Raw genomic sequence first — 20,017 nt, 5'->3', positions numbered from 1 at the left:
TTACTCGCCGACAGTCAAGAAAATGTGGCAGGTCGGCTTCAGGATGCGGTTTCCGCGCCCCTTGGCTCGCGCCGTGAAGCGCTTGAGCGACGTGCCCTGCTCGACATAAATGCTCTTGACCTTGAGGGCGTCGATGTCTGCGCCATCGTTGTGTTCAGCGTTCGCAATCGCGGACTCGAGAACCTTCTTGACGATCACTGCACCCTTTTTCGGGCAGAATGCCAGGATGTTCAGAGCCTGATCGACACGCTTCCCACGCACGAGGTCGGCAACGAGCCGACCCTTCTGGGCGGAGAGACGGACGCCACGCAAACTAGCTTTGGTTTCCATCGTCACTCCTTACCTCTTCGCCTTTTTGCTGGCAGCGTGGCCCTTGAACGTGCGGGTCAGCGCAAATTCGCCGAGCTTGTGGCCAACCATGTTCTCGGTCACATAAACCGGAATGTGTTGACGGCCGTTATGGACAGCGATCGTGGAGCCGACAAATTCCGGCAGCACGGTCGAACGACGCGACCAGGTCTTCACCGGACGCTTGTCATTGGTCGCCCGCGCGGCATCGACCTTCTTCAGAAGGTGCGCATCGACGAACGGGCCTTTCTTAATAGAACGAGCCATTTCTTACCTCTTAGCGCTTATGCCGACGCTGAACGATCATCGTGTCGGTGCGCTTGTTCGAGCGAGTACGGTAACCCTTGGTCGGGGTTCCCCACGGGCTGACAGGCACACGACCCTCACCGGTACGACCTTCACCACCACCATGCGGGTGGTCAGTCGGGTTCATCACAACGCCGCGGACCGTCGGGCGGATTCCGCGCCAGCGTTGAGCACCGGCCTTGCCGATCTTGCGCAGGCTGTTTTCTTCGTTACCGACTTCACCGACCGTCGCACGGCATTCGACGTGGACGCGGCGGATTTCACCGGAACGCAGACGCAGCTGAGCGTAGCTACCTTCACGAGCCAGCAGCTGAACCGAGGCACCCGCGGCGCGAGCCAGCTGAGCACCCTTGCCAGGCAGCAGTTCGATCGCGTGGATCGTCGTACCAACCGGGATGTTGCGGATCGGCAGCGTGTTACCCGGCTTGATCGGAGCTTCCGAACCGGAGATCACGACCTGGCCGACCACGACACCGCGCGGAGCGACGATGTAGCGGCGTTCGCCGTCAGCGTAGACCAGCAGAGCCAGGTGGGCGGTACGGTTCGGGTCGTATTCGATACGTTCGACCTTGGCCGGAATGCCGTCCTTGCTGCGCTTGAAATCGACCAGACGGTAGTGCTGCTTGTGACCACCACCCTGATGGCGAACCGTAATCCGGCCATTGGCGTTGCGACCCGCGTTCTTGGTCTTCTTCTCGATCAGGGAAGCAACCGGACGACCCTTGTACAGATCGGGATTGACAACCTTGACGACACCGCGACGACCAGCGGAAGTGGGTTTGACTTTGACCAGCATTAGGCTGCCCCCCCTTCAACGAAGTTGATCTCTTGACCAGCCTTCAGGCAAACGAATGCCTTCTTCCAGTCTTGGCGGCGACCCATCCCGCGCGAAGTGCGCTTGACCTTGCCCTTGACGTTCAGGATCTGAACCGAATCAACCTGCACTTTGAAGAGCAGTTCGACGGCAGCCTTGATTTCGGGCTTCGTGGCCGAATTGACGACCCTGAAGATCACCTGCTCGTTCTTTTCCGCAACATAGGTCGCCTTTTCGGAGATCTGCGGAGCGAGCAGCACTTGATACAGACGCTCTTGAGAGAAGCTCATTTCCAAATCTCCTCCATCTTCGCGACCGCCGCCTTGGTGACGAGCACCTTGTCGAAACCGATCAGCGAAACCGGATCCGTCTCACGCGCTTCGAGCACAAGAATCTTGTGCAGATTGCGCGACGACAGAAGCAGGTTTTCGTCGAGGTTATCGGTGATCACCAGCACGGATTCGAGCCCCAGACCCTTGAGCTTGCTGACAAGCAGCTTGGTCTTCGGCGCTTCGATCGTGAAGTCATCAACCACAACCAGGCGATCTTCACGAACCAGCTGCGAGAGGATCGAAGCCATACCGGCGCGATACATCTTGCGATTGATCTTCTGGCTGAAGTTTTCTTCCGGCTTGTTCGGGAAAGCCCGGCCACCGGTACGCCACAGAGGGGAAGACGTCGAACCGGAACGGGCGCGGCCCGTACCTTTTTGACGCCACGGCTTCGTCGTCGTGTGCCTGACTTCGGCACGCGTCAGCTGGGCGCGATTGCCCGAGCGCGCATTTGCCTGATAGGCAACGACGAGCTGATGAACCAGAGCTTCGTTGTACTCGCGACCGAACAGCGCATCGGGCGCTTGAACGGTAGCCGTAGCCTGGCCTTGTTCGTTGATCAACTTAAGTTCCATGTCGTCCCCGCTCAGTTGGCCTTGATCGCCGGACGAACGACGACGTCGGCATCCTGATGGCCCGGCACAGCGCCCTTGACCAGCAGCAGACCACGCTCGGCGTCGACACGGACGATTTCGAGGTTCTGGACCGTCGTCTTGGCAGCACCAAGGTGACCAGTCATGCGCTTACCCGGAAAAACACGACCCGGATCCTGCGCCATACCGATAGAACCCGGCACATTGTGACTACGGGAGTTACCGTGCGACGCACGGTTGGACGAGAAGTTGTGGCGCTTGATTACACCGGCATAACCCTTACCGATGGAAACACCCGACACATCCACTTTTTGCCCGACAGTGAAGATACCGACGCTGATCACGTCACCGGCCTTGTAGCCGGAGAGCAGATCCGCGGTAACGGTAAATTCCTTGAGGACATGACCGGCTTCGACGCCGGCCTTGGCGAGATGCCCCGCAGCCGCTTTGTTAACGCGGCTGGCGCGGCGCTTGCCAAACGCCACCTGAATCGCGGCATAGCCGTCGGCTTCAGGGGTCTTGATCTGGGTCACGCGGTTATTCGACACGTCAAGCACCGTCACCGGGATGGACTGACCATCCTCGGCAAAGACGCGAGTCATGCCGACCTTGCGACCAACAAGGCCTAGACTCATGTTGTTCTCCTTGAACCCGGCTTCGATTGGCCGGAGATCGCTGAAATACACCTTCACAGACGTAAAGATGCAAAAACGGATTCCCACCCGAGAGCGAGAATCCGCGATTCTAGCCGGAAAGTCCGACTAGATGCAACACCCATTGCTTACTGAAGCTTGATTTCGACGTCAACACCAGCCGGCAGATCCAGCTTCATCAGCGCATCGACCGTCTTGTCGGTCGGATCGATGATGTCCATCAGACGCTGGTGGGTACGGATTTCGAACTGGTCACGCGAAGCCTTGTTCACGTGCGGCGAACGCAGCAGGTTGTAGCGTTCAATCCGGGTCGGCAGCGGAACCGGTCCGCGGACAACAGCGCCAGTGCGCTTAGCGGTTTCGACGATTTCCTGAGCCGACTGGTCGATCAGGCGATAGTCGAAAGCCTTGAGGCGGATACGGATCTTCTGGTTAGCCATGGTAATTCCTTAAAAGAGCGGAAAAGAGCGCCCCGAGCCCGACGGGCTCGGGGGATTTGATCACCTTACTCGATGATCTTCGCGACGACGCCAGCACCCACGGTGCGGCCACCTTCGCGGATCGCGAAACGCAGACCTTCTTCCATCGCGATCGGGCAGATCAGCTTGACCGTGATCGACACGTTGTCGCCAGGCATGACCATCTCGGTGCCTTCCGGCAGCTCGATCGCACCGGTCACGTCGGTCGTACGGAAGTAGAACTGCGGACGATAGTTGTTGAAGAACGGGGTGTGACGGCCGCCTTCGTCCTTGCTCAGCACATACACTTCACCGGTGAAGTGGGTGTGCGGCGTAATCGAACCGGGCTTGGCCAGAACCTGACCGCGCTCGACATCTTCACGCTTCGTGCCGCGCAGCAGAACGCCAACGTTGTCGCCAGCCTGACCTTGGTCGAGCAGCTTGCGGAACATTTCGACGCCCGTGCAGGTGGTCTTGACGGTGGGCTTGATACCGACGATTTCGATTTCTTCGCCAACCTTGACGATGCCGCGTTCGACACGGCCGGTCACCACGGTACCGCGACCCGAGATCGAGAACACGTCTTCGATCGGCAGCAGGAAGGGCTGATCGACAGCGCGTTCCGGCGTCGGGATGTAGCTGTCGAGCGCAGCGGCCAGCTCAAAGATCGCCGGTTCGCCGATCGGGCTCTGGTCGCCTTCGAGCGCCTTCAGGGCCGAACCCTTGACGATCGGGGTGTCATCACCCGGGAAGTCGTACTTCGAGAGCAGTTCGCGAACTTCCATCTCGACGAGTTCGAGCAGCTCGGCGTCGTCGACCATGTCGCACTTGTTCAGGAACACGATCACGTAAGGAACGCCAACCTGACGCGCCAGCAGGATGTGCTCGCGGGTCTGCGGCATCGGGCCGTCAGCGGCCGACACGACCAGGATCGCGCCGTCCATCTGCGCAGCACCGGTAATCATGTTCTTCACGTAGTCGGCGTGCCCCGGGCAGTCGACGTGCGCATAGTGACGGGTTTCGGTTTCGTATTCGACGTGCGCGGTATTGATCGTGATACCGCGTGCCTTTTCTTCCGGCGCCGCATCGATTTCGTCGTACTTCTTCGCAGCTCCGCCGAACTTCGCCGACAGAACAGTCGTGATCGCTGCAGTCAGCGTGGTCTTGCCATGGTCAACGTGACCGATGGTACCGACGTTCACGTGCGGTTTTGTCCGCTCGAATTTTTCCTTGGCCATTTTTCTTTCCTAAATCGAATGATTACTTCTTGTTGATGATGGCTTCAGCGACGTTGCGCGGCGCTTCGGTGTAGTGCTTGAACTCCATCGAGTAGGTCGCACGACCCTGGGTCAGCGAACGCAGCGTCGTGGAGTAGCCGAACATTTCGGCCAGCGGCACTTCCGCCTTGATCACCTTCATGCCTGCCACGTCGTCCATGCCCTGAACGATGCCGCGACGACCCGAGAGGTCGCCCATGACGTTGCCCATGAAATCTTCCGGAGTCTCGACTTCGACAGCCATCATCGGTTCCAGAATCACGGGGTTGGCCTTGCGCATGCCGTCCTTGAACGCCATCGACGCAGCCATCTTGAACGCGTTTTCGTTCGAGTCCACATCGTGGTACGAACCGAAGTGCAGCGTAACCTTGACATCGACAACCGGGAAGCCGGCGAGCACGCCGTTGGGCAGCGTGTCCTGAAGGCCCTTGTCGACCGCGGGAATGTACTCGCGAGGAACGACGCCGCCCTTGATCGCATCGACGAACTCGTAGCCCTTGCCCTGCTCGTTCGGCTCGAGCTTGAGCACGACGTGACCGTACTGACCACGACCACCGGACTGCTTGACGAACTTGCCTTCGGCATTTTCGACCGTCGAACGGATCGTTTCGCGGTAAGCAACCTGGGGCGCACCGACGTTGGCTTCAACGCCGAACTCGCGCTTCATCCGGTCGACGATGATCTCAAGGTGGAGCTCGCCCATACCGGAGATGATGGTCTGACCCGACTCTTCGTCGGAGCGGACGCGGAACGAGGGGTCTTCACGCGCAAGACGACCGAGCGCGACACCCATCTTTTCCTGGTCAGCCTTGGTCTTCGGCTCGACGGCGACGTGAATCACCGGTTCGGGGAATTCCATGCGTTCGAGGGTGATGATGTGTTCCTGATCGCACAGGGTTTCACCGGTCGTCACGTCCTTCAGGCCGATCGCCGCTGCGATGTCGCCCGCGTAGACTTCGTCGATTTCCTTGCGGTCATTGGCGTGCATCTGGACGATACGACCGATGCGCTCCTTCTTGCCCTTGACCGGGTTGTAGATCGAGTCGCCCGACTTCACGACGCCCGAGTAGACGCGGAAGAAAGTCAGCTGACCAACGAAGGGGTCGGTCGCGAGCTTGAAAGCCAGAGCCGAGAACGGAGCAGCGTCAGTCGCCTCACGGTGCGCTTCCTTGCCATCGTCGTCTTCACCCTTGACCGGAGGAACGTCAACCGGCGAAGGCATCAGATCGATGACGGCGTCGAGCATCGCCTGCACGCCCTTGTTCTTGAACGCGGAACCGCACAGCATCGGCACGATTTCGCTCTTCAGCGTACGGTCGCGCAGACCGGCAACGATGTCTTCCTCGGAGAGGTCGCCCTCGCCAAGGTACTTGTCCATCAGCTCTTCAGACGATTCGGCGGCCGCTTCGACCATCTTCTCGCGCCATTCCTGGCTCTTGGCCTGCAGCTCAGCCGGGATATCCCCGTACTCGAACTTCATGCCCTGAGTCGCATCGTCCCACCAGATCGCCTTCATCTTGATCAGGTCGACCACGCCCTTGAAGTTTTCTTCAGCGCCGATTGGCACTTGCAGCGGGATCGGGTTCGCGCGCAGACGGGTGCGCATCTGGTCGTGAACCTTGAAGAAGTCCGCGCCCTGGCGGTCCATCTTGTTCACGAACGCGAGACGAGGAACCTTGTACTTGTTGGCTTGACGCCAGACGGTTTCGGACTGGGGCTGAACGCCACCGACCGCGCAATAGACCATCACGGCACCGTCCAGAACGCGCATCGAGCGCTCGACTTCGATCGTGAAGTCGACGTGTCCCGGGGTGTCGATGATGTTGATGCGGTGTTCGTCGCGCTTGCCGTCCATGCCCTTCCAGAAGCATGTCGTTGCAGCGGACGTGATCGTGATCCCGCGTTCCTGTTCCTGCTCCATCCAGTCCATGGTCGCAGCGCCATCATGCACTTCACCGATCTTGTGACTGACACCGGTGTAGAACAGGATTCGCTCGGTCGTGGTGGTCTTGCCGGCGTCGATGTGCGCCGAGATACCGATGTTACGGTAGCGCTCAATCGGAGTTTTACGTGCCACGGTAGTACCTCTACCTAAACGAAAGTCCGCAACCTGTGCGGACGGGGATTTTCGGTGCTTTCGCGCAGTTCGGTCGGACCATTTTCAGGCACCGACCGACTGAAACGATCGCGGGATCAGAAACGGAAGTGCGAGAATGCCTTGTTGGCTTCAGCCATGCGGTGAACTTCCTCGCGCTTCTTCATCGCGGCGCCACGGCCTTCGGAAGCTTCGAGCAGCTCGCCAGCCAGACGCTGGGCCATCGACTTCTCGGAACGCTTGCGGGCAGCTTCGCGGATCCAGCGCATCGACAGAGCCATGCGACGGGAAGGACGCACTTCAACCGGAACCTGGTAGTTGGCGCCACCGACACGGCGGCTCTTCACTTCGACGACCGGCTTGACGTTGTTGACGGCGGCAGCGAAGACATCCAGAGGATCCTTGCCGCTCTTGGTCTGGATGTTTTCCAGAGCACCGTAGATGATGCGCTCGGCAACCGCTTTCTTGCCGCTTTGCATCAGAACATTGATGAACTTCGAGACATCCTGACTACCGAACTTCGGATCAGGCAGGATCTCACGCTTGGGTACTTCGCGACGACGGGGCATGTCGATCTCCTACAGGTTCGGTTGATTAGGACTTCTTCGGACGCTTCGCGCCGTACTTGGAACGCGATTGCTTCCGATCCTTCACGCCCTGCAGGTCAAGAGAACCGCGAACGATGTGGTAGCGAACACCCGGAAGGTCCTTGACACGACCGCCGCGGATCAGCACGACGCTGTGTTCCTGGAGGTTGTGGCCTTCACCGCCGATATAGGAGATGACTTCGAAGCCGTTGGTCAAGCGCACCTTGGCGACCTTACGAAGCGCCGAGTTCGGCTTCTTCGGGGTCGTGGTGTAGACACGGGTACAGACGCCGCGCTTCTGGGGGCAGGCGTCCAGTGCGGGCACCTTGCTCTTGATCAGCGCAGTCTCACGTCCTTTGCGGACGAGCTGGTTGGTTGTTGGCATTTCTTTCCTCGGATCGCACCACCCTGCACAAACTGCGCAGTTGGGCCGCAATCAAGATCACAGGAAGCCAGCCGCGAACGGCTGGCCAGTAAAGAGGCGGGATTCTATGAAATCCCGCCCCGCTTCGTCAACCGGCCTGATCGGCCGATGGCGTTTCCGCCACTTCAGGAGCTTCCGGCGCATCCACTTCAGCGTCGAAATCCATCGGGGGCAGATCGAAGGTCGTGTTGCCATGAGCGTGACGGGCACGGTGATAGGCAAGACCGGTACCGGCCGGGATCAGACGACCGACGATCACGTTTTCCTTCAGGCCACGCAGCTCATCGCGCTTGCCCATGATCGCCGCCTCGGTCAGCACGCGGGTCGTTTCCTGGAAGGACGCCGCAGAGATGAAGGAGTCGGTCGACAGCGAGGCCTTCGTGATACCGAGCAGCACATATTCGTACTGGGCCGGAATCTTGCCGTCGGCGATCATCTTGTCGTTCTCGTCCAGCACCTGCGAGCGCTCAACCTGCTCCTCGCGGATGAACTTCGTATCGCCCGGATCGGTGATCACGACACGGCGCAGCATCTGGCGAACGATCACTTCGATGTGCTTGTCGTTGATCTTCACGCCCTGCAGACGGTAGACGTCTTGGACTTCCTCGATCACATAGCGGGCCAGAGCTTCGACCCCCTTGAGCCTGAGGATGTCGTGCGGATCGGCCGGACCGTCGACGATCGATTCACCCCGCTGGACGACCTGGCCATCGTGCACCAGAACGTGCTTGTCCTTCGGGATCAGGAACTCATGGACGGTGCCATCGAGTTCGGTGATCACGAGGCGTTGCTTGCCCTTGGTGTCCTTACCGAAGGACAGCGTGCCGGTCACTTCGGCGAGCAGGCCTGCGTCCTTGGGCGAGCGCGCTTCGAACAGCTCGGCCACGCGCGGCAGACCACCGGTAATGTCGCGCGTCTTCGCCGATTCCTGAGGAATACGGGCCAGCACGTCACCGACCGAGACTTCCTGACCATCCTTGACGGTGATCAGCGAGCCGACCTGGAACGTGATCGTCACGGCGTGATCGGTTCCGGGGATCTTCACCTCTTCGCCAGAAGCATCGATCAGCTTGACCTGAGGACGCAGCCCCTTGCTCGCGCTCGACGCGCGGCGCTTCTCGGCAATGACGACCAGAGTCGAAAGACCGGTCACTTCGTCGATCTGCTTGGCGACGGTCGCGCCTTCTTCGACGTTCTCGAAGCGGATGACGCCGCTGTGCTCGGTGATGATCGGACGGGTGTGCGGATCCCAGCTGGCAAGCTGGGTGCCGGCCTTGATCGAGGCGCCGTCGTCGACCAGCAGCATTGCACCGTAAGGCACTTTGTGCAGTTCGCGCTCGCGACCCATTTCGTCGGCCACGATGATTTCAGCCGAACGGGCGATGATGACCTTCTCACCCTTGGCGGTCGTCACATAGCGGGTGTTGGCGGTCAGGCGGATCACACCGGCCGACTTGGCTTCAACGGAACTCGCAACCGCGGCACGGGAGGCCGCACCACCGACGTGGAAGGTACGCATCGTCAGCTGGGTACCCGGCTCACCGATCGACTGGGCGGCAACGACACCGACCGCTTCGCCCGAATTGACGAGCTGGCCACGGCCCAGGTCGCGGCCATAGCACTTCGCGCAAAGGCCATAGCGGGTATCGCAGGTCAGCGCAGTACGCACGCGCACTTCGTCGACGCCCATCGCATCGATCTCGTCGCAGCGGTCTTCGTCGAGCAGCGTACCGGCTTCGATCGCGGTTGCCTGGGTTTCCGGATTGACGATGTCCTCGGCCGCAACACGGCCCAGGATGCGATCGCGCAGCGGCTCGAGCACTTCACCGCCTTCGATGATCGCGCGCATCGTGAAGCCGTTGTGCGTACCGCAATCGTCCTCGGTCACGACCAGATCCTGCGTCACGTCGACCAGACGACGCGTCAGGTAACCGGAGTTCGCGGTCTTCAGCGCCGTATCCGCAAGGCCCTTACGAGCGCCGTGGGTCGAGATGAAGTACTGCAGAACGTTCAGACCTTCGCGGAAGTTCGTCGTGATCGGCGTCTCGATGATCGAGCCATCAGGCTTGGCCATCAGGCCGCGCATGCCGGCGAGCTGACGGATCTGGGCCGCAGAACCACGCGCCCCCGAGTCGGCCATCATATAGATCGAGTTCAGCGATTCCTGGCGAACCTCCTTGCCGGTGTAGTCAATGACCGGTTCGGTACCGAGCTGATCCATCATCGCCTTGGCGACCTGATCCCCGGCGCGCCCCCAGATATCGACGACCTTGTTGTAACGTTCGCCGTCGGTCACCAGACCGGACGTGTACTGCTGGGCGATCTCCTTGACCTCAGCTTCAGCCGCCGCAACGATCGAGTGCTTCGTGGTCGGGACCAGCATGTCCTTGACCGCGATCGAGATTCCGGCGCGCGTCGCGAGACGGTAACCGAACTGCATCAGGTTGTCGGCGAAGATCACGGTCTGCTTCAGACCGCAGCGGCGGAACGAAGAGTTGATCAGCTTGCCGATTTCCTTCTTCTTCAGCGGCTTGTCGATCGCCGAGAACGGCATGCCCGCAGGCAGGATCTCGGAGAGCATCGCACGACCGATCGTCGTGTGGAAGCGCTTGATCGACTCGACCTTTTCGCCGTTTTCGTCGAACAGCACTTCCTTCAGGCGAATGAAGACCTTCGCGTGCAGCGAGGCCTGACCGGTCTCGTAGGCGCGCTTGGCTTCCGACACGTCGATCAGCGCCATGCCTTCGCCCGGCGCGTTCACCGCTTCGCGGGTCGCGTAGTACAGACCCAGCACGATGTCCTGGGACGGAACGATGATCGGTTCGCCGTGCGCAGGCGAGAGCACGTTGTTCGACGCGAGCATCAGCGTGCGCGCTTCCATCTGCGCTTCAAGCGACAGAGGGACGTGGACGGCCATCTGGTCACCGTCGAAGTCGGCGTTGAAGGCCGTACAGACGAGCGGGTGCAGCTGGATCGCCTTGCCTTCGATCAGCATCGGCTCGAAGGCCTGGATGCCCAGACGGTGCAGCGTCGGCGCGCGGTTGAGCATGATCGGGTGTTCGCGGATCACCTCTTCGAGGATGTCCCACACCATCGGCTCCTGGCTCTCGACCATCTTCTTCGCCTGCTTGATCGTCGTGGCGTAGCCGCGCAGTTCGAGCTTGTTGAAGATGAAGGGCTTGAACAGCTCGAGCGCCATCAGCTTGGGCAGACCGCACTGGTGCAGCTTGAGCTGCGGACCCACGGTAATGACCGAACGACCCGAGTAGTCGACGCGCTTGCCGAGCAGGTTCTGACGGAAACGACCGCCCTTACCCTTGATCATGTCGGCCAGCGACTTGAGCGGACGCTTGTTCGCACCGGTCATCGCCTTGCCGCGGCGACCGTTGTCGAGCAGCGAGTCGACGGCTTCCTGCAGCATCCGCTTTTCGTTGCGGACGATGATTTCAGGAGCCTTCAGCTCGAGCAGACGCTTCAGACGGTTGTTGCGGTTGATGACGCGGCGATACAGGTCGTTCAGGTCGGAAGTCGCAAAGCGACCGCCATCCAGAGGCACCAGAGGGCGCAGATCCGGCGGCAGCACCGGCAGCACTTCCATGATCATCCAGTTCGGACGGATACCCGACTGCACGAAAGCTTCCAGCACCTTCAGGCGCTTGGCGATCTTCTTGATCTTCGCTTCCGAACCGGTCGTTTCCAGCTCGCTGCGCAGCCTCTCGATCTCGCGCGGCAGATCGATCGAGCTGAGCAGTTCGCGGACGGCTTCGGCGCCCATCATCGCGGAGAACTCGTCGCCGTACTCCTCGGTCTTCGCGAGGTAGTCCTCTTCAGTCAGCAGCTGACCGCGGACCAGCGGGGTCATGCCCGGATCCACGACGACATAGCCCTCGAAGTAGAGCACGCGTTCGATGTCGCGCAGCGGCATGTCCAGCACCATGCCCAAACGGCTGGGCAGGCTCTTCAGGAACCAGATGTGCGCGACCACCGAGGCGAGCTCGATGTGGCCCATCCGCTCGCGGCGGACCTTGGCCAGCGTCACTTCGACGCCGCACTTCTCGCAGATCACGCCGCGGTGCTTCAGACGCTTGTACTTACCGCACAGGCACTCGTAGTCCTTGACCGGGCCAAAGATCTTGGCACAGAAAAGGCCGTCGCGTTCGGGCTTGAACGTACGGTAATTGATGGTTTCCGGCTTCTTTACTTCACCGAAAGACCAAGAACGGATTTTCTCCGGCGAGGCGAGTCCGATGGTAATCGCATCGAATTCTTCCTCGTTCGGAAGGCTTTGCTTGAACAGATCAGCAAGCATGCTTTTCATGTGTCGTCACTCCTAACGGACGTTTTCCGAGACCCGCGGTCTCAGAAACGCTCCAGGTCGATGTCGATCGCCAGCGAGCGAATTTCCTTCACCAGCACATTGAAGGATTCCGGCATGCCGGCCTCGATCTTGTGCTCGCCCTTGACGATGTTTTCGTAGACCTTGGTCCGGCCATTCACATCGTCCGACTTCACAGTCAGCATTTCCTGCAGGGTGTAGGCGGCACCATAAGCTTCCAGTGCCCACACTTCCATTTCCCCGAAACGCTGACCACCGAACTGCGCCTTGCCGCCCAGAGGTTGCTGGGTGACGAGCGAGTACGGGCCGGTCGAACGCGCGTGCATCTTGTCATCGACCAAGTGGTGCAGCTTGAGCATGTGCTTGTAGCCGACGGTCACCTTGCGCTCGAAAGCTTCGCCAGTGCGGCCATCGAACAGCTCGACCTGACCACCGATATCCATGCCGGCGAGACGCAGCATGTTTTCGATCTCGGACTCTTCTGCACCCGAGAACACCGGGGTTGCGAAGGGCACACCCTTGCGCAGGTTCGTTGCCAGTTCGACGACGTCGGTGTCGTTCAGCTCGTCGAGGTCTTCGTGCTTGCCGCTGCTGTTGTAGATCGCATCGAGCAGGTCGCGCATTTCCTTGACGTTCGCGTTGCGGCGCAGCATCTCGTCGAACTTCCGGCCCAGACCGTGAGCGGCCCAGCCGAGGTGGGTCTCGAGAATCTGCCCGATGTTCATACGCGACGGCACGCCGAGCGGGTTCAGCACAATGTCGGCCGGGGTACCGTCCGCCATGTAAGGCATGTCTTCGACCGGAACGATCTTCGACACGACGCCCTTGTTACCGTGGCGGCCGGCCATCTTGTCGCCAGGCTGCAGGCGGCGCTTGACGGCCAGATAGACCTTGACCATCTTCTGCACGCCCGGGGGCAGTTCATCGCCCTGGGTCAGCTTCTTCTTCTTCGCTTCGAAAGCGAGGTCGAAGTCGGTGCGGGTCTTCTCGAGGCCTTCCTTCAGCGATTCGAGCTGCTGGGCGATCGCTTCGTCGGCCATCCGGATGTCGAACCACGAATGCGGTTCGACCTTTTCCAGATATTCCTTCGTGATCTTCGTGCCCTTGGCGAGTTTGTTCGGGCCGCCATTGGCGACTTCGCCGATGATCAGACGTTCGATACGCGAGAAAGCGTCGCGCTCGACGATGCGCATCTGGTCGCCCAGGTCGGTGCGGAAACCACGCAGCATGTCGTCGATGATCGACTGCGCGCGCTTGTCGCGCTCGATGCCTTCACGGGTGAAGATCTGCACGTCGATGACGGTGCCGTTCATGCCCGAGGGCACGCGCAGCGAGGTGTCCTTAACGTCGGAAGCCTTCTCGCCAAAGATCGCGCGCAGCAGCTTCTCTTCCGGAGTCAGCTGGGTTTCGCCCTTCGGCGTGACCTTGCCGACCAGCACGTCACCGGCTTCGACTTCGGCGCCGATATAGACGATGCCGGACTCGTCGAGACGACCCAGCTGAGCTTCGCCGAGCGAAGCGATGTCGCGGGTGATGTCTTCAGCCCCCAGCTTCGTGTCGCGGGCAACCACCGTCAGCTCTTCGATGTGCACCGAAGTGAAACGGTCGTCGATGACGACGCGCTCGGAGATCAGGATCGAGTCTTCGTAGTTGTAGCCGTTCCACGGCATGTACGCGATCAGCATGTTCTGGCCAAGAGCCAGCTCGCCGAGGTCGGTCGATGCGCCATCCGCCAGCACGTCGCCACGGGCGATGCGATCGCCGATCTTGACGATCGGCCGCTGGTTGATGTTCGTGTTCTGGTTCGAACGCGTGTACTTGATGAAGTTGTAGATGTCGACGCCAACTTCGCCGGCAATCGTCTCATCGTCGTTGACGCGGACCACGACGCGGTTCGCATCGACGTAGTCGACGAGACCACCACGCAGAGCCTGAACGGTCGTACCCGAGTCGACGGCCACCGTGCGTTCGATGCCGGTACCAACCAGCGACTTCTCCGGACGCAGGCAGGGAACGGCCTGGCGCTGCATGTTCGCGCCCATCAGGGCCCGGTTCGCATCGTCGTGCTCGAGGAAGGGAATCAGCGACGCAGCGACCGAGATGATCTGCGACGGCGAGACGTCCATGTACTGGACCTGATCCGGCGTCACCATGATCGATTCGCCCTTGTTGCGGGACGACACCAGACCGTCGATCAGCATGCCGTTTTCGTCGAGCCGCGCGTTCGCCTGGGCGATCACATAGCCACCCTCTTCGATCGCCGACAGGTAGTCGATCTGGTCGGTCGGCTTGCCGTCGACGACCTTGCGGTACGGCGTTTCGAGGAAGCCATGGCGGTTGGTCCGCGCATAGACAGCCAGCGAGTTGATCAGACCGATGTTCGGGCCTTCAGGCGTTTCGATAGGGCACAGACGACCGTAGTGGGTCGGGTGCACGTCGCGCACTTCGAAGCCGGCACGCTCACGGGTCAGACCGCCCGGGCCAAGAGCCGAAACGCGGCGCTTGTGGGTGATCTCCGACAGCGGGTTGGTCTGGTCCATGAACTGCGAGAGCTGGCTGGAGCCGAAGAATTCCTTGATCGCGGCCGAAATCGGCTTCGCATTGATCAGGTCGTGCGGCATCAGGTTGTCGGATTCCGCCTGGTTCAGACGTTCCTTGACCGCGCGCTCGACGCGGACGAGACCGGCGCGGAACTGGTTCTCGGCCAGTTCGCCGACCGAACGGACGCGACGGTTGCCCAGGTGATCGATATCGTCGATGTCACCGCGGCCATTGCGCAGCTCGACCAGCACGCCGATCACGGCCAGGATGTCGTCGTTGCACAGCGTTCCAGAGCCTTCCTCGCCTTGCGGGCCGACGTTCTGGTAGAAGCGGCGCTGCCATTCCGGCGCCTTGTCGTCCAGACGATCCGGATAGGCACGGCGGTTGAACTTCATCCGGCCGACGGAGGACAGATCGTAGCGTTCCGGCGCATAGAACAGGCCCTGGAACAACGCTTCGACCGCATCTTCGGTCGGCGGCTCGCCCGGGCGCATCATCCGGTAGATCGCGACGCGCGCCTGCCACTGGTCGGCGGACTCATCGGAGCGCAGCGTCTGCGAGATGTAAGGACCGCGGTCCAAATCGTTGATGTACAGCGTCTCGAAGCCGGAGATGCCGCTCGCGCGCAGCTTGGCGAGCAGCTCTTCGGTGATTTCGTCGTTGGCGCGGGCGATCAGTTCGCCGGTATCGCCGTCGACGACGTTCTTCGCCAGCACGCGGCCGAGCATGAAGTCTTCAGGAACAGCGATGTTCTTGATTCCGGCTTCATTGAGCTCACGGATGTGCTTCGCGGTGATCCGCTTGTCGTGCGTGACGATCACGCGTCCCGAGTTGTCGGTGATGTCGAACTTGGCGACCTCGCCGCGCAGGCGCTCAGGCACCAGCGAGAAGAGGATCTGTTCGCCCTTGATCTCGAAGGCATCGAAGTCGTGGAAGGTCGCGAGGATGTCCTCGTGCGACATCCCGATCGCCTTGAGCAGAATCGTGACCGGCATCTTGCGGCGGCGGTCGACGCGGAAGAACAGGAAGTCCTTCGGGTCGAACTCGAAGTCCAGCCAGGAACCGCGGTAGGGGATGATCCGGGCCGAGAACAGCAGCTTGCCCGAGCTGTGCGTCTTGCCGCGGTCGTGCTCGAAGAACACGCCGGGAGAACGGTGCAGCTGGGAAACGATGACACGCTCGGTGCCGTTGATGACGAAAGAACCGGTCGTCGTCATGAGCGGAATTTCGCCCATATAGACTTCCTGTTCCTTCACTTCCTTGATCGTCTCCTTGGCGGCTTCCTTGTCCAGGATCACCAGGCGCACGCGCGCGCGCAGCGGAGAGGCCAGGGTCAGACCACGTTGTTGGCATTCCTTGACGTCGAATGCCGGCTCGCCGAGCATGTAGTGCACGAATTCGAGGCGTGCATTACCCGAATGCGAAACGATCGGGAAGATGGACTTGAAGGCCGCCTGAAGGCCCTGCTCCTGGCGCTGCTGATGCGGCACTTCGGATTGCAGGAACGAGGCGTAGGACTCAAGCTGGGTAGCGAGCAGATAAGGCACGTCCAGCACAGCTGCGCCTTTGGCGAAGCTCTTGCGGATGCGCTTTTTCTCGGTGAACGAGTAGGCCATGGGTTCTCCGGTTGGCGAAAGGCAGGTCTCGCAGACTCGACAGGCTCTGCGACGAGCCCCGACTGTAGGTTGCGCATCCGGTGGCAGGCCTCTACCTGCCCCTGGCTGACGACGGGAGTGCGGGAACGATCATCCCGGCGGCTTCCCGTCCGGCCGGATACTGTCTTCAGCAGTCGAATCAGAAGACACGGAAAATGCCGTTGTGACGGAATTTTCCCTGCGTTCTGTAAAACGCAAAAGGCTGGCGACGTCCAGGACGTCACCAGCCCGCAAAACGCGAGGTCGATTACTTGATTTCGACCTTGGCGCCAGCGTCTTCCAGCTGCTTCTTCAGGGCTTCGGCGTCAGCCTTCGACACGCCTTCCTTGACGGGCTTCGGAGCGCCGTCGACGACGTCCTTGGCTTCCTTCAGGCCCAGGCCGGTCACGGCGCGGACGACCTTGATGACTTCAACCTTCTTGTCGCCGACAGCGGCGAGCACGACGGTGAATTCGGTCTGCTCTTCAGCAGCAGCAGCGCCAGCAGCGCCAGCGGCAGGACCGGCAACGGCCATGGCCGCAGCGGAAACGCCGAACTTCTCTTCGAACGCCTTCACGAGGTCGTTCAGTTCCAGAACCGTCAGGTTACCGACGGCTTCCAGGATGTCTTCTTTGGTGATTGCCATGTCAATAGACTCCAAAATCGAATGTCGTTAGTTCGTTAAACCAGCAGCTCAGGCCGCAGCGCCTTCTTCTTCGCGCTTCTTGGCAAGCGCGCCAAGAGCGACGGCGAAGCCGGAAACCGGAGCCTTCATGACGCCCAGCAGCTTGGCCAGCAGTTCCTCGCGGCTCGGGATCGACGCGAGCGCTTGCACGCCAGCCTGGTCGAGCACCTTGCCGGCGTAGCAACCCGCCTTGAGCTTGAGCTTGTCGTTGGTTTTAGCGAAGTCGTTCAGCACCTTTGCGGCGGCCACGGGATCGGACGAAAGGCTGTAAATCAGCGGTCCGGTCAATTGGTCGGCAAGGCCGGCGAAGGCGGTGTCAGCCACCGCACGACGCGCCAGGGTGTTCTTCAGCACACGCAGATAGACGCCAGCATCGCGGGCCTTTGCACGCAGCACGGTGAGGTTGGAAACCTCGATGCCTGCATACTCAGCCACAACGATAGTCTGGGCCTTGGCTACTTCTGCCGACACCTCAGCAACGACGGCTTTCTTGTCGTCGAGATTCAGACCCATGAGGTCTTTCCTCCTATCTAGTCAACTCGCGGCGGATCATTCCGCCGCCCCTACGGCGACCTCGATCAGGAGAGAGCCGGGCAAGCCCGGAAAATCCTGTTCTGGGTACACCATCTGCGCAGGCTGCTTTCGCTATTAAGCCTTCCGATTTCTCTGAAGGCACCCGCGGTCTTTGACGATCTACGGCGTCTTCCGGAGAAGACGCCGTAGCCCAAAGTTCTTTCAATGCGGGAGCTTCGCTCCCAGCCACCTGAAAATCAGGCAGCGACCGCAACAACGATGCTGGACGTATCCACGCGCACACCGCCGCCCATCGTGCTGGACACGGCGATCTTGCGGATGTACTGGCCCTTGACCGCAGCCGGCTTCGCCTTTTGCAGCGCTTCGAGCAGGGCCGTCAAGTTCTGTTGCAGCGCTTCAGCCGAGAACGAAGCACGGCCGATCGTCGCGTGGATGATACCGGCCTTGTCGGTACGGTACTGGATCTGACCGGCCTTGGCGTTCTTGACCGCGGTCGTCACGTCCATCGTAACCGTGCCAACCTTGGGGTTAGGCATCAGGCCGCGCGGGCCGAGGATCTGACCCAGGGCGCCGACGACGCGCATCGCGTCAGGCGTCGCGATACACAGATCGAAGTCGATCGTGCCGCTCTTGACCTGTTGGGCCAGGTCGTCGAAACCGACGACATCAGCACCGGCAGCCTTCGCTTCTTCAGCCTTGGGGCCTTGCGCGAACACGGCGACGCGGACGGTCTTGCCGGTACCGGCAGGCAGAACGACCGAGCCACGAACCAGCTGGTCCGACTTCTTCGCGTCGACGCCCAGATTGACGGAAACGTCGACCGATTCGTCAAACTTGGCAGTCGCGGTTTCCTTGATCAGAGCAAGGGCTTCGCTGGCTGCGTAGATGCGGGTGCTGTCGATCTTGGCGCGGAGCGCCTTAATACGCTTCGAAACCTTAGCCATTTCAGAGGCCCTCCACGGTGATGCCCATGCTGCGCGCGGAGCCAGCGATGGTACGAGCGGCAGCATCGAGGTCAGCTGCGGTCAGATCCTTTTGCTTGGCCTTGGCGATTTCTTCGCACTGGGCCTTGGTGATCTTGCCGACCTTGTCGGTATGGGGCTTGGGCGAGCCCTTCTGGATACCGGCAGCCTTCTTGATCAGGATCGTGGCCGGCGGAGTCTTCATGATGAACGTGAAGGACTTGTCCGCGAAGGCGGTGATCACGACAGGGATGGGCAGGCCCGGTTCAACACCCTGGGTCTGGGCGTTGAACGCCTTGCAGAACTCCATGATGTTCAGACCGCGCTGACCCAGCGCCGGGCCGATAGGGGGCGAGGGGTTAGCCTTGCCGGCCGGCACTTGCAGCTTGATATAGCCGATAATTTTCTTGGCCATGATGACTCCTTGATGTGAGTGAAAGCGCGCGTTCGGCGAACCTACTGGCGCTCCTCATGACCGGGTCGAAGACCCGGCCCAACAAAGCCCGCACAAGGCGGGCTTTGAATTCTTAAACTTTTTCGACCTGGCCGAATTCGAGTTCGACCGGAGTCGCGCGTCCGAAAATCGTCACCGACACATGCAGACGGCTCTTCTCGTAGTTGACGCTCTCGACCGAACCGTTGAAGTCCGTAAAAGGACCTTCCTTGACCCGAACCATTTCGCCAACTTCGAACAGGACCTTGGGTTTCGGCTTCTCGACCCCTTCCTGCATCTGGGTCATGATCTTTTCGACTTCCTGAGGCGAGATCGGCGCCGGTTTGTTCGCGGTGCCGCCGATGAAGCCGGTCACCCGCGGAGTGCTCTTGACCAGGTGCCAGGACTCGTCGTCCATGTCCATCTCGACCAGCACATAGCCCGGGAAGAACTTGCGCTCGGTTGTCACCTTCTGACCGTTGCGCATTTCCATTACTTCCTCGACAGGGACGAGAACCTGACCGAACTTGTCCTGCATGCCTGCACGAGCGATGCGCTCGATGAGCGCGCGCATCACCGACTTCTCGAAGCCGGAGTACGCATGAACCACATACCAACGCTTGCTCATGACCGCTTCCAGCCCAGAATCAGATCGTACAGCCCCCATTCGAGGGTCTTGTCGGCGAGCCACAGGAACAGAGCCATCACGACGACGAAGGCAAACACGATGCCCGTGGTCTGGATGGTTTCCTTGCGGCTGGGCCAGACAACTTTCTTGGCTTCAGCAACCGAGTCAGCGGAAAATTCGGCGAACTGGCGCCCCGGCTCCGTGAACCATGCAACCGCGCCACCCGCGAGCACGCCCGCAACGACGGCGAGCACACGCAAAACCATCGCCGTCTCGGACAGCAGGTAGAAGGCAGCTACGCCGGCAGCCACCAAAAGCAGCGCCAGCGCAAATTTTATTTTGTCAGCCATGGGTGAGAGTGGAACCCGTTCAGCAAT

19 protein-coding genes are annotated in these 20,017 nt (G+C 60.6%); all 19 read right to left on the bottom strand.

What is annotated here, in order from left to right; translation table 11 throughout:
* The 19 genes from rplV to secE all read right to left on the bottom strand — a co-directional run bounded on the left by rplV (position 1) and on the right by secE (position 19,990).
* Positions 1 to 330, bottom strand: a complete 330-nt coding sequence (gene rplV / locus ACHFB9_RS02785; protein ID WP_417069457.1) for a 50S ribosomal protein L22 — start codon at positions 328 to 330, stop codon at positions 1 to 3.
* 9 nt (positions 331 to 339) lie between these two features.
* Positions 340 to 615 carry a 30S ribosomal protein S19 gene (gene rpsS / locus ACHFB9_RS02780; RefSeq protein WP_417069456.1) on the bottom strand — a complete coding sequence of 92 codons (276 nt, stop codon included), beginning with the start codon at positions 613 to 615 and terminating at the stop codon, positions 340 to 342.
* Between the two features lie 10 nt (positions 616 to 625).
* On the bottom strand, positions 626 to 1,450 hold the full coding sequence (rplB, locus tag ACHFB9_RS02775; protein ID WP_417069455.1) for a 50S ribosomal protein L2: 825 nt from the start codon (positions 1,448 to 1,450) through the stop codon (positions 626 to 628).
* The gene (gene rplW, locus ACHFB9_RS02770; protein WP_417069454.1) at positions 1,450 to 1,758 is read right to left on the bottom strand and encodes a 50S ribosomal protein L23; all 309 of its coding nucleotides are present in this window, start codon (positions 1,756 to 1,758) and stop codon (positions 1,450 to 1,452) included. Before rplW ends, rplB begins: the two co-directional genes overlap by 1 nt.
* Positions 1,755 to 2,375, bottom strand: a complete 621-nt coding sequence (rplD, locus tag ACHFB9_RS02765; protein WP_417069453.1) for a 50S ribosomal protein L4 — start codon at positions 2,373 to 2,375, stop codon at positions 1,755 to 1,757. Before rplD ends, rplW begins: the two co-directional genes overlap by 4 nt.
* Positions 2,376 to 2,386: 11 nt before the next feature.
* Positions 2,387 to 3,028: a 50S ribosomal protein L3 gene (gene rplC / locus ACHFB9_RS02760; protein ID WP_417069452.1), complete on the bottom strand. Its 642-nt coding sequence runs from the start codon at positions 3,026 to 3,028 to the stop codon at positions 2,387 to 2,389.
* A 146-nt stretch (positions 3,029 to 3,174) separates the two neighbouring features.
* Positions 3,175 to 3,486, bottom strand: coding sequence for a 30S ribosomal protein S10 (gene rpsJ, locus ACHFB9_RS02755; RefSeq protein ID WP_417069451.1), 312 nt, complete (start codon positions 3,484 to 3,486; stop codon positions 3,175 to 3,177).
* Positions 3,487 to 3,551: 65 nt separating this feature from the next.
* Positions 3,552 to 4,742 (bottom strand): elongation factor Tu, encoded by a 1,191-nt coding sequence (gene tuf, locus ACHFB9_RS02750; RefSeq protein WP_417069450.1) that lies wholly within the window; start codon positions 4,740 to 4,742, stop codon positions 3,552 to 3,554.
* Positions 4,743 to 4,764: 22 nt separating this feature from the next.
* Positions 4,765 to 6,858, bottom strand: coding sequence for an elongation factor G (gene fusA / locus ACHFB9_RS02745; RefSeq protein WP_417069449.1), 2,094 nt, complete (start codon positions 6,856 to 6,858; stop codon positions 4,765 to 4,767).
* 116 nt (positions 6,859 to 6,974) lie between these two features.
* Complete coding sequence (gene rpsG / locus ACHFB9_RS02740; RefSeq protein ID WP_417069448.1) at positions 6,975 to 7,445, bottom strand: 30S ribosomal protein S7; 471 nt, start codon at positions 7,443 to 7,445, stop codon at positions 6,975 to 6,977.
* A gap of 25 nt (positions 7,446 to 7,470) precedes the next feature.
* Positions 7,471 to 7,848, bottom strand: coding sequence for a 30S ribosomal protein S12 (gene rpsL, locus ACHFB9_RS02735; protein WP_417069447.1), 378 nt, complete (start codon positions 7,846 to 7,848; stop codon positions 7,471 to 7,473).
* Between the two features lie 127 nt (positions 7,849 to 7,975).
* Positions 7,976 to 12,205 (bottom strand): DNA-directed RNA polymerase subunit beta', encoded by a 4,230-nt coding sequence (gene rpoC, locus ACHFB9_RS02730; RefSeq protein WP_417069446.1) that lies wholly within the window; start codon positions 12,203 to 12,205, stop codon positions 7,976 to 7,978.
* A gap of 41 nt (positions 12,206 to 12,246) precedes the next feature.
* Entirely contained in the window at positions 12,247 to 16,380 is a 4,134-nt protein-coding gene (rpoB, locus tag ACHFB9_RS02725) for a DNA-directed RNA polymerase subunit beta (RefSeq protein ID WP_417069445.1), read from the bottom strand.
* Between the two features lie 286 nt (positions 16,381 to 16,666).
* Positions 16,667 to 17,044 (bottom strand): 50S ribosomal protein L7/L12, encoded by a 378-nt coding sequence (gene rplL / locus ACHFB9_RS02720; RefSeq protein WP_417069444.1) that lies wholly within the window; start codon positions 17,042 to 17,044, stop codon positions 16,667 to 16,669.
* Between the two features lie 48 nt (positions 17,045 to 17,092).
* On the bottom strand, positions 17,093 to 17,596 hold the full coding sequence (rplJ, locus tag ACHFB9_RS02715) for a 50S ribosomal protein L10 (protein WP_417069443.1): 504 nt from the start codon (positions 17,594 to 17,596) through the stop codon (positions 17,093 to 17,095).
* Between the two features lie 257 nt (positions 17,597 to 17,853).
* Positions 17,854 to 18,561: a 50S ribosomal protein L1 gene (rplA, locus tag ACHFB9_RS02710; RefSeq protein ID WP_417069442.1), complete on the bottom strand. Its 708-nt coding sequence runs from the start codon at positions 18,559 to 18,561 to the stop codon at positions 17,854 to 17,856.
* Between the two features lies 1 nt (position 18,562).
* On the bottom strand, positions 18,563 to 18,994 hold the full coding sequence (gene rplK, locus ACHFB9_RS02705; protein WP_417069441.1) for a 50S ribosomal protein L11: 432 nt from the start codon (positions 18,992 to 18,994) through the stop codon (positions 18,563 to 18,565).
* A gap of 112 nt (positions 18,995 to 19,106) precedes the next feature.
* Entirely contained in the window at positions 19,107 to 19,640 is a 534-nt protein-coding gene (nusG, locus tag ACHFB9_RS02700) for a transcription termination/antitermination protein NusG (RefSeq protein WP_417069440.1), read from the bottom strand.
* Positions 19,637 to 19,990, bottom strand: coding sequence for a preprotein translocase subunit SecE (gene secE, locus ACHFB9_RS02695; protein ID WP_417069439.1), 354 nt, complete (start codon positions 19,988 to 19,990; stop codon positions 19,637 to 19,639). The genes nusG and secE overlap by 4 nt, the downstream gene beginning before the upstream one ends.
* Positions 19,991 to 20,017: the final 27 nt, after the last annotated feature.

The sequence above is a fragment of the Niveibacterium terrae genome, from assembly GCF_048213115.1.
Classification (GTDB): Bacteria; Pseudomonadota; Gammaproteobacteria; order Burkholderiales; family Rhodocyclaceae; genus Niveibacterium; species Niveibacterium terrae.
The sequence above is the reverse complement of the archived record's forward strand: the minus strand, read 5'-3'. Positions and strand labels throughout refer to the sequence as shown.

Coding starts and splice junctions, on each gene's coding strand:
- rplV (WP_417069457.1), bottom strand. CDS start 330: ATGGAAACCAAAGCTAGTTTGCGTGGCGTCCGTCTCTCCGCCCAGAAG.
- rpsS (WP_417069456.1), bottom strand. CDS start 615: ATGGCTCGTTCTATTAAGAAAGGCCCGTTCGTCGATGCGCACCTTCTG.
- rplB (WP_417069455.1), bottom strand. CDS start 1,450: ATGCTGGTCAAAGTCAAACCCACTTCCGCTGGTCGTCGCGGTGTCGTC.
- rplW (WP_417069454.1), bottom strand. CDS start 1,758: ATGAGCTTCTCTCAAGAGCGTCTGTATCAAGTGCTGCTCGCTCCGCAG.
- rplD (WP_417069453.1), bottom strand. CDS start 2,375: ATGGAACTTAAGTTGATCAACGAACAAGGCCAGGCTACGGCTACCGTT.
- rplC (WP_417069452.1), bottom strand. CDS start 3,028: ATGAGTCTAGGCCTTGTTGGTCGCAAGGTCGGCATGACTCGCGTCTTT.
- rpsJ (WP_417069451.1), bottom strand. CDS start 3,486: ATGGCTAACCAGAAGATCCGTATCCGCCTCAAGGCTTTCGACTATCGC.
- tuf (WP_417069450.1), bottom strand. CDS start 4,742: ATGGCCAAGGAAAAATTCGAGCGGACAAAACCGCACGTGAACGTCGGT.
- rpsG (WP_417069448.1), bottom strand. CDS start 7,445: ATGCCCCGTCGTCGCGAAGTACCCAAGCGTGAGATCCTGCCTGATCCG.
- rpsL (WP_417069447.1), bottom strand. CDS start 7,848: ATGCCAACAACCAACCAGCTCGTCCGCAAAGGACGTGAGACTGCGCTG.
- rpoC (WP_417069446.1), bottom strand. CDS start 12,205: ATGAAAAGCATGCTTGCTGATCTGTTCAAGCAAAGCCTTCCGAACGAG.
- rpoB (WP_417069445.1), bottom strand. CDS start 16,380: ATGGCCTACTCGTTCACCGAGAAAAAGCGCATCCGCAAGAGCTTCGCC.
- rplL (WP_417069444.1), bottom strand. CDS start 17,044: ATGGCAATCACCAAAGAAGACATCCTGGAAGCCGTCGGTAACCTGACG.
- rplJ (WP_417069443.1), bottom strand. CDS start 17,596: ATGGGTCTGAATCTCGACGACAAGAAAGCCGTCGTTGCTGAGGTGTCG.
- rplA (WP_417069442.1), bottom strand. CDS start 18,561: ATGGCTAAGGTTTCGAAGCGTATTAAGGCGCTCCGCGCCAAGATCGAC.
- rplK (WP_417069441.1), bottom strand. CDS start 18,994: ATGGCCAAGAAAATTATCGGCTATATCAAGCTGCAAGTGCCGGCCGGC.
- nusG (WP_417069440.1), bottom strand. CDS start 19,640: ATGAGCAAGCGTTGGTATGTGGTTCATGCGTACTCCGGCTTCGAGAAG.
- secE (WP_417069439.1), bottom strand. CDS start 19,990: ATGGCTGACAAAATAAAATTTGCGCTGGCGCTGCTTTTGGTGGCTGCC.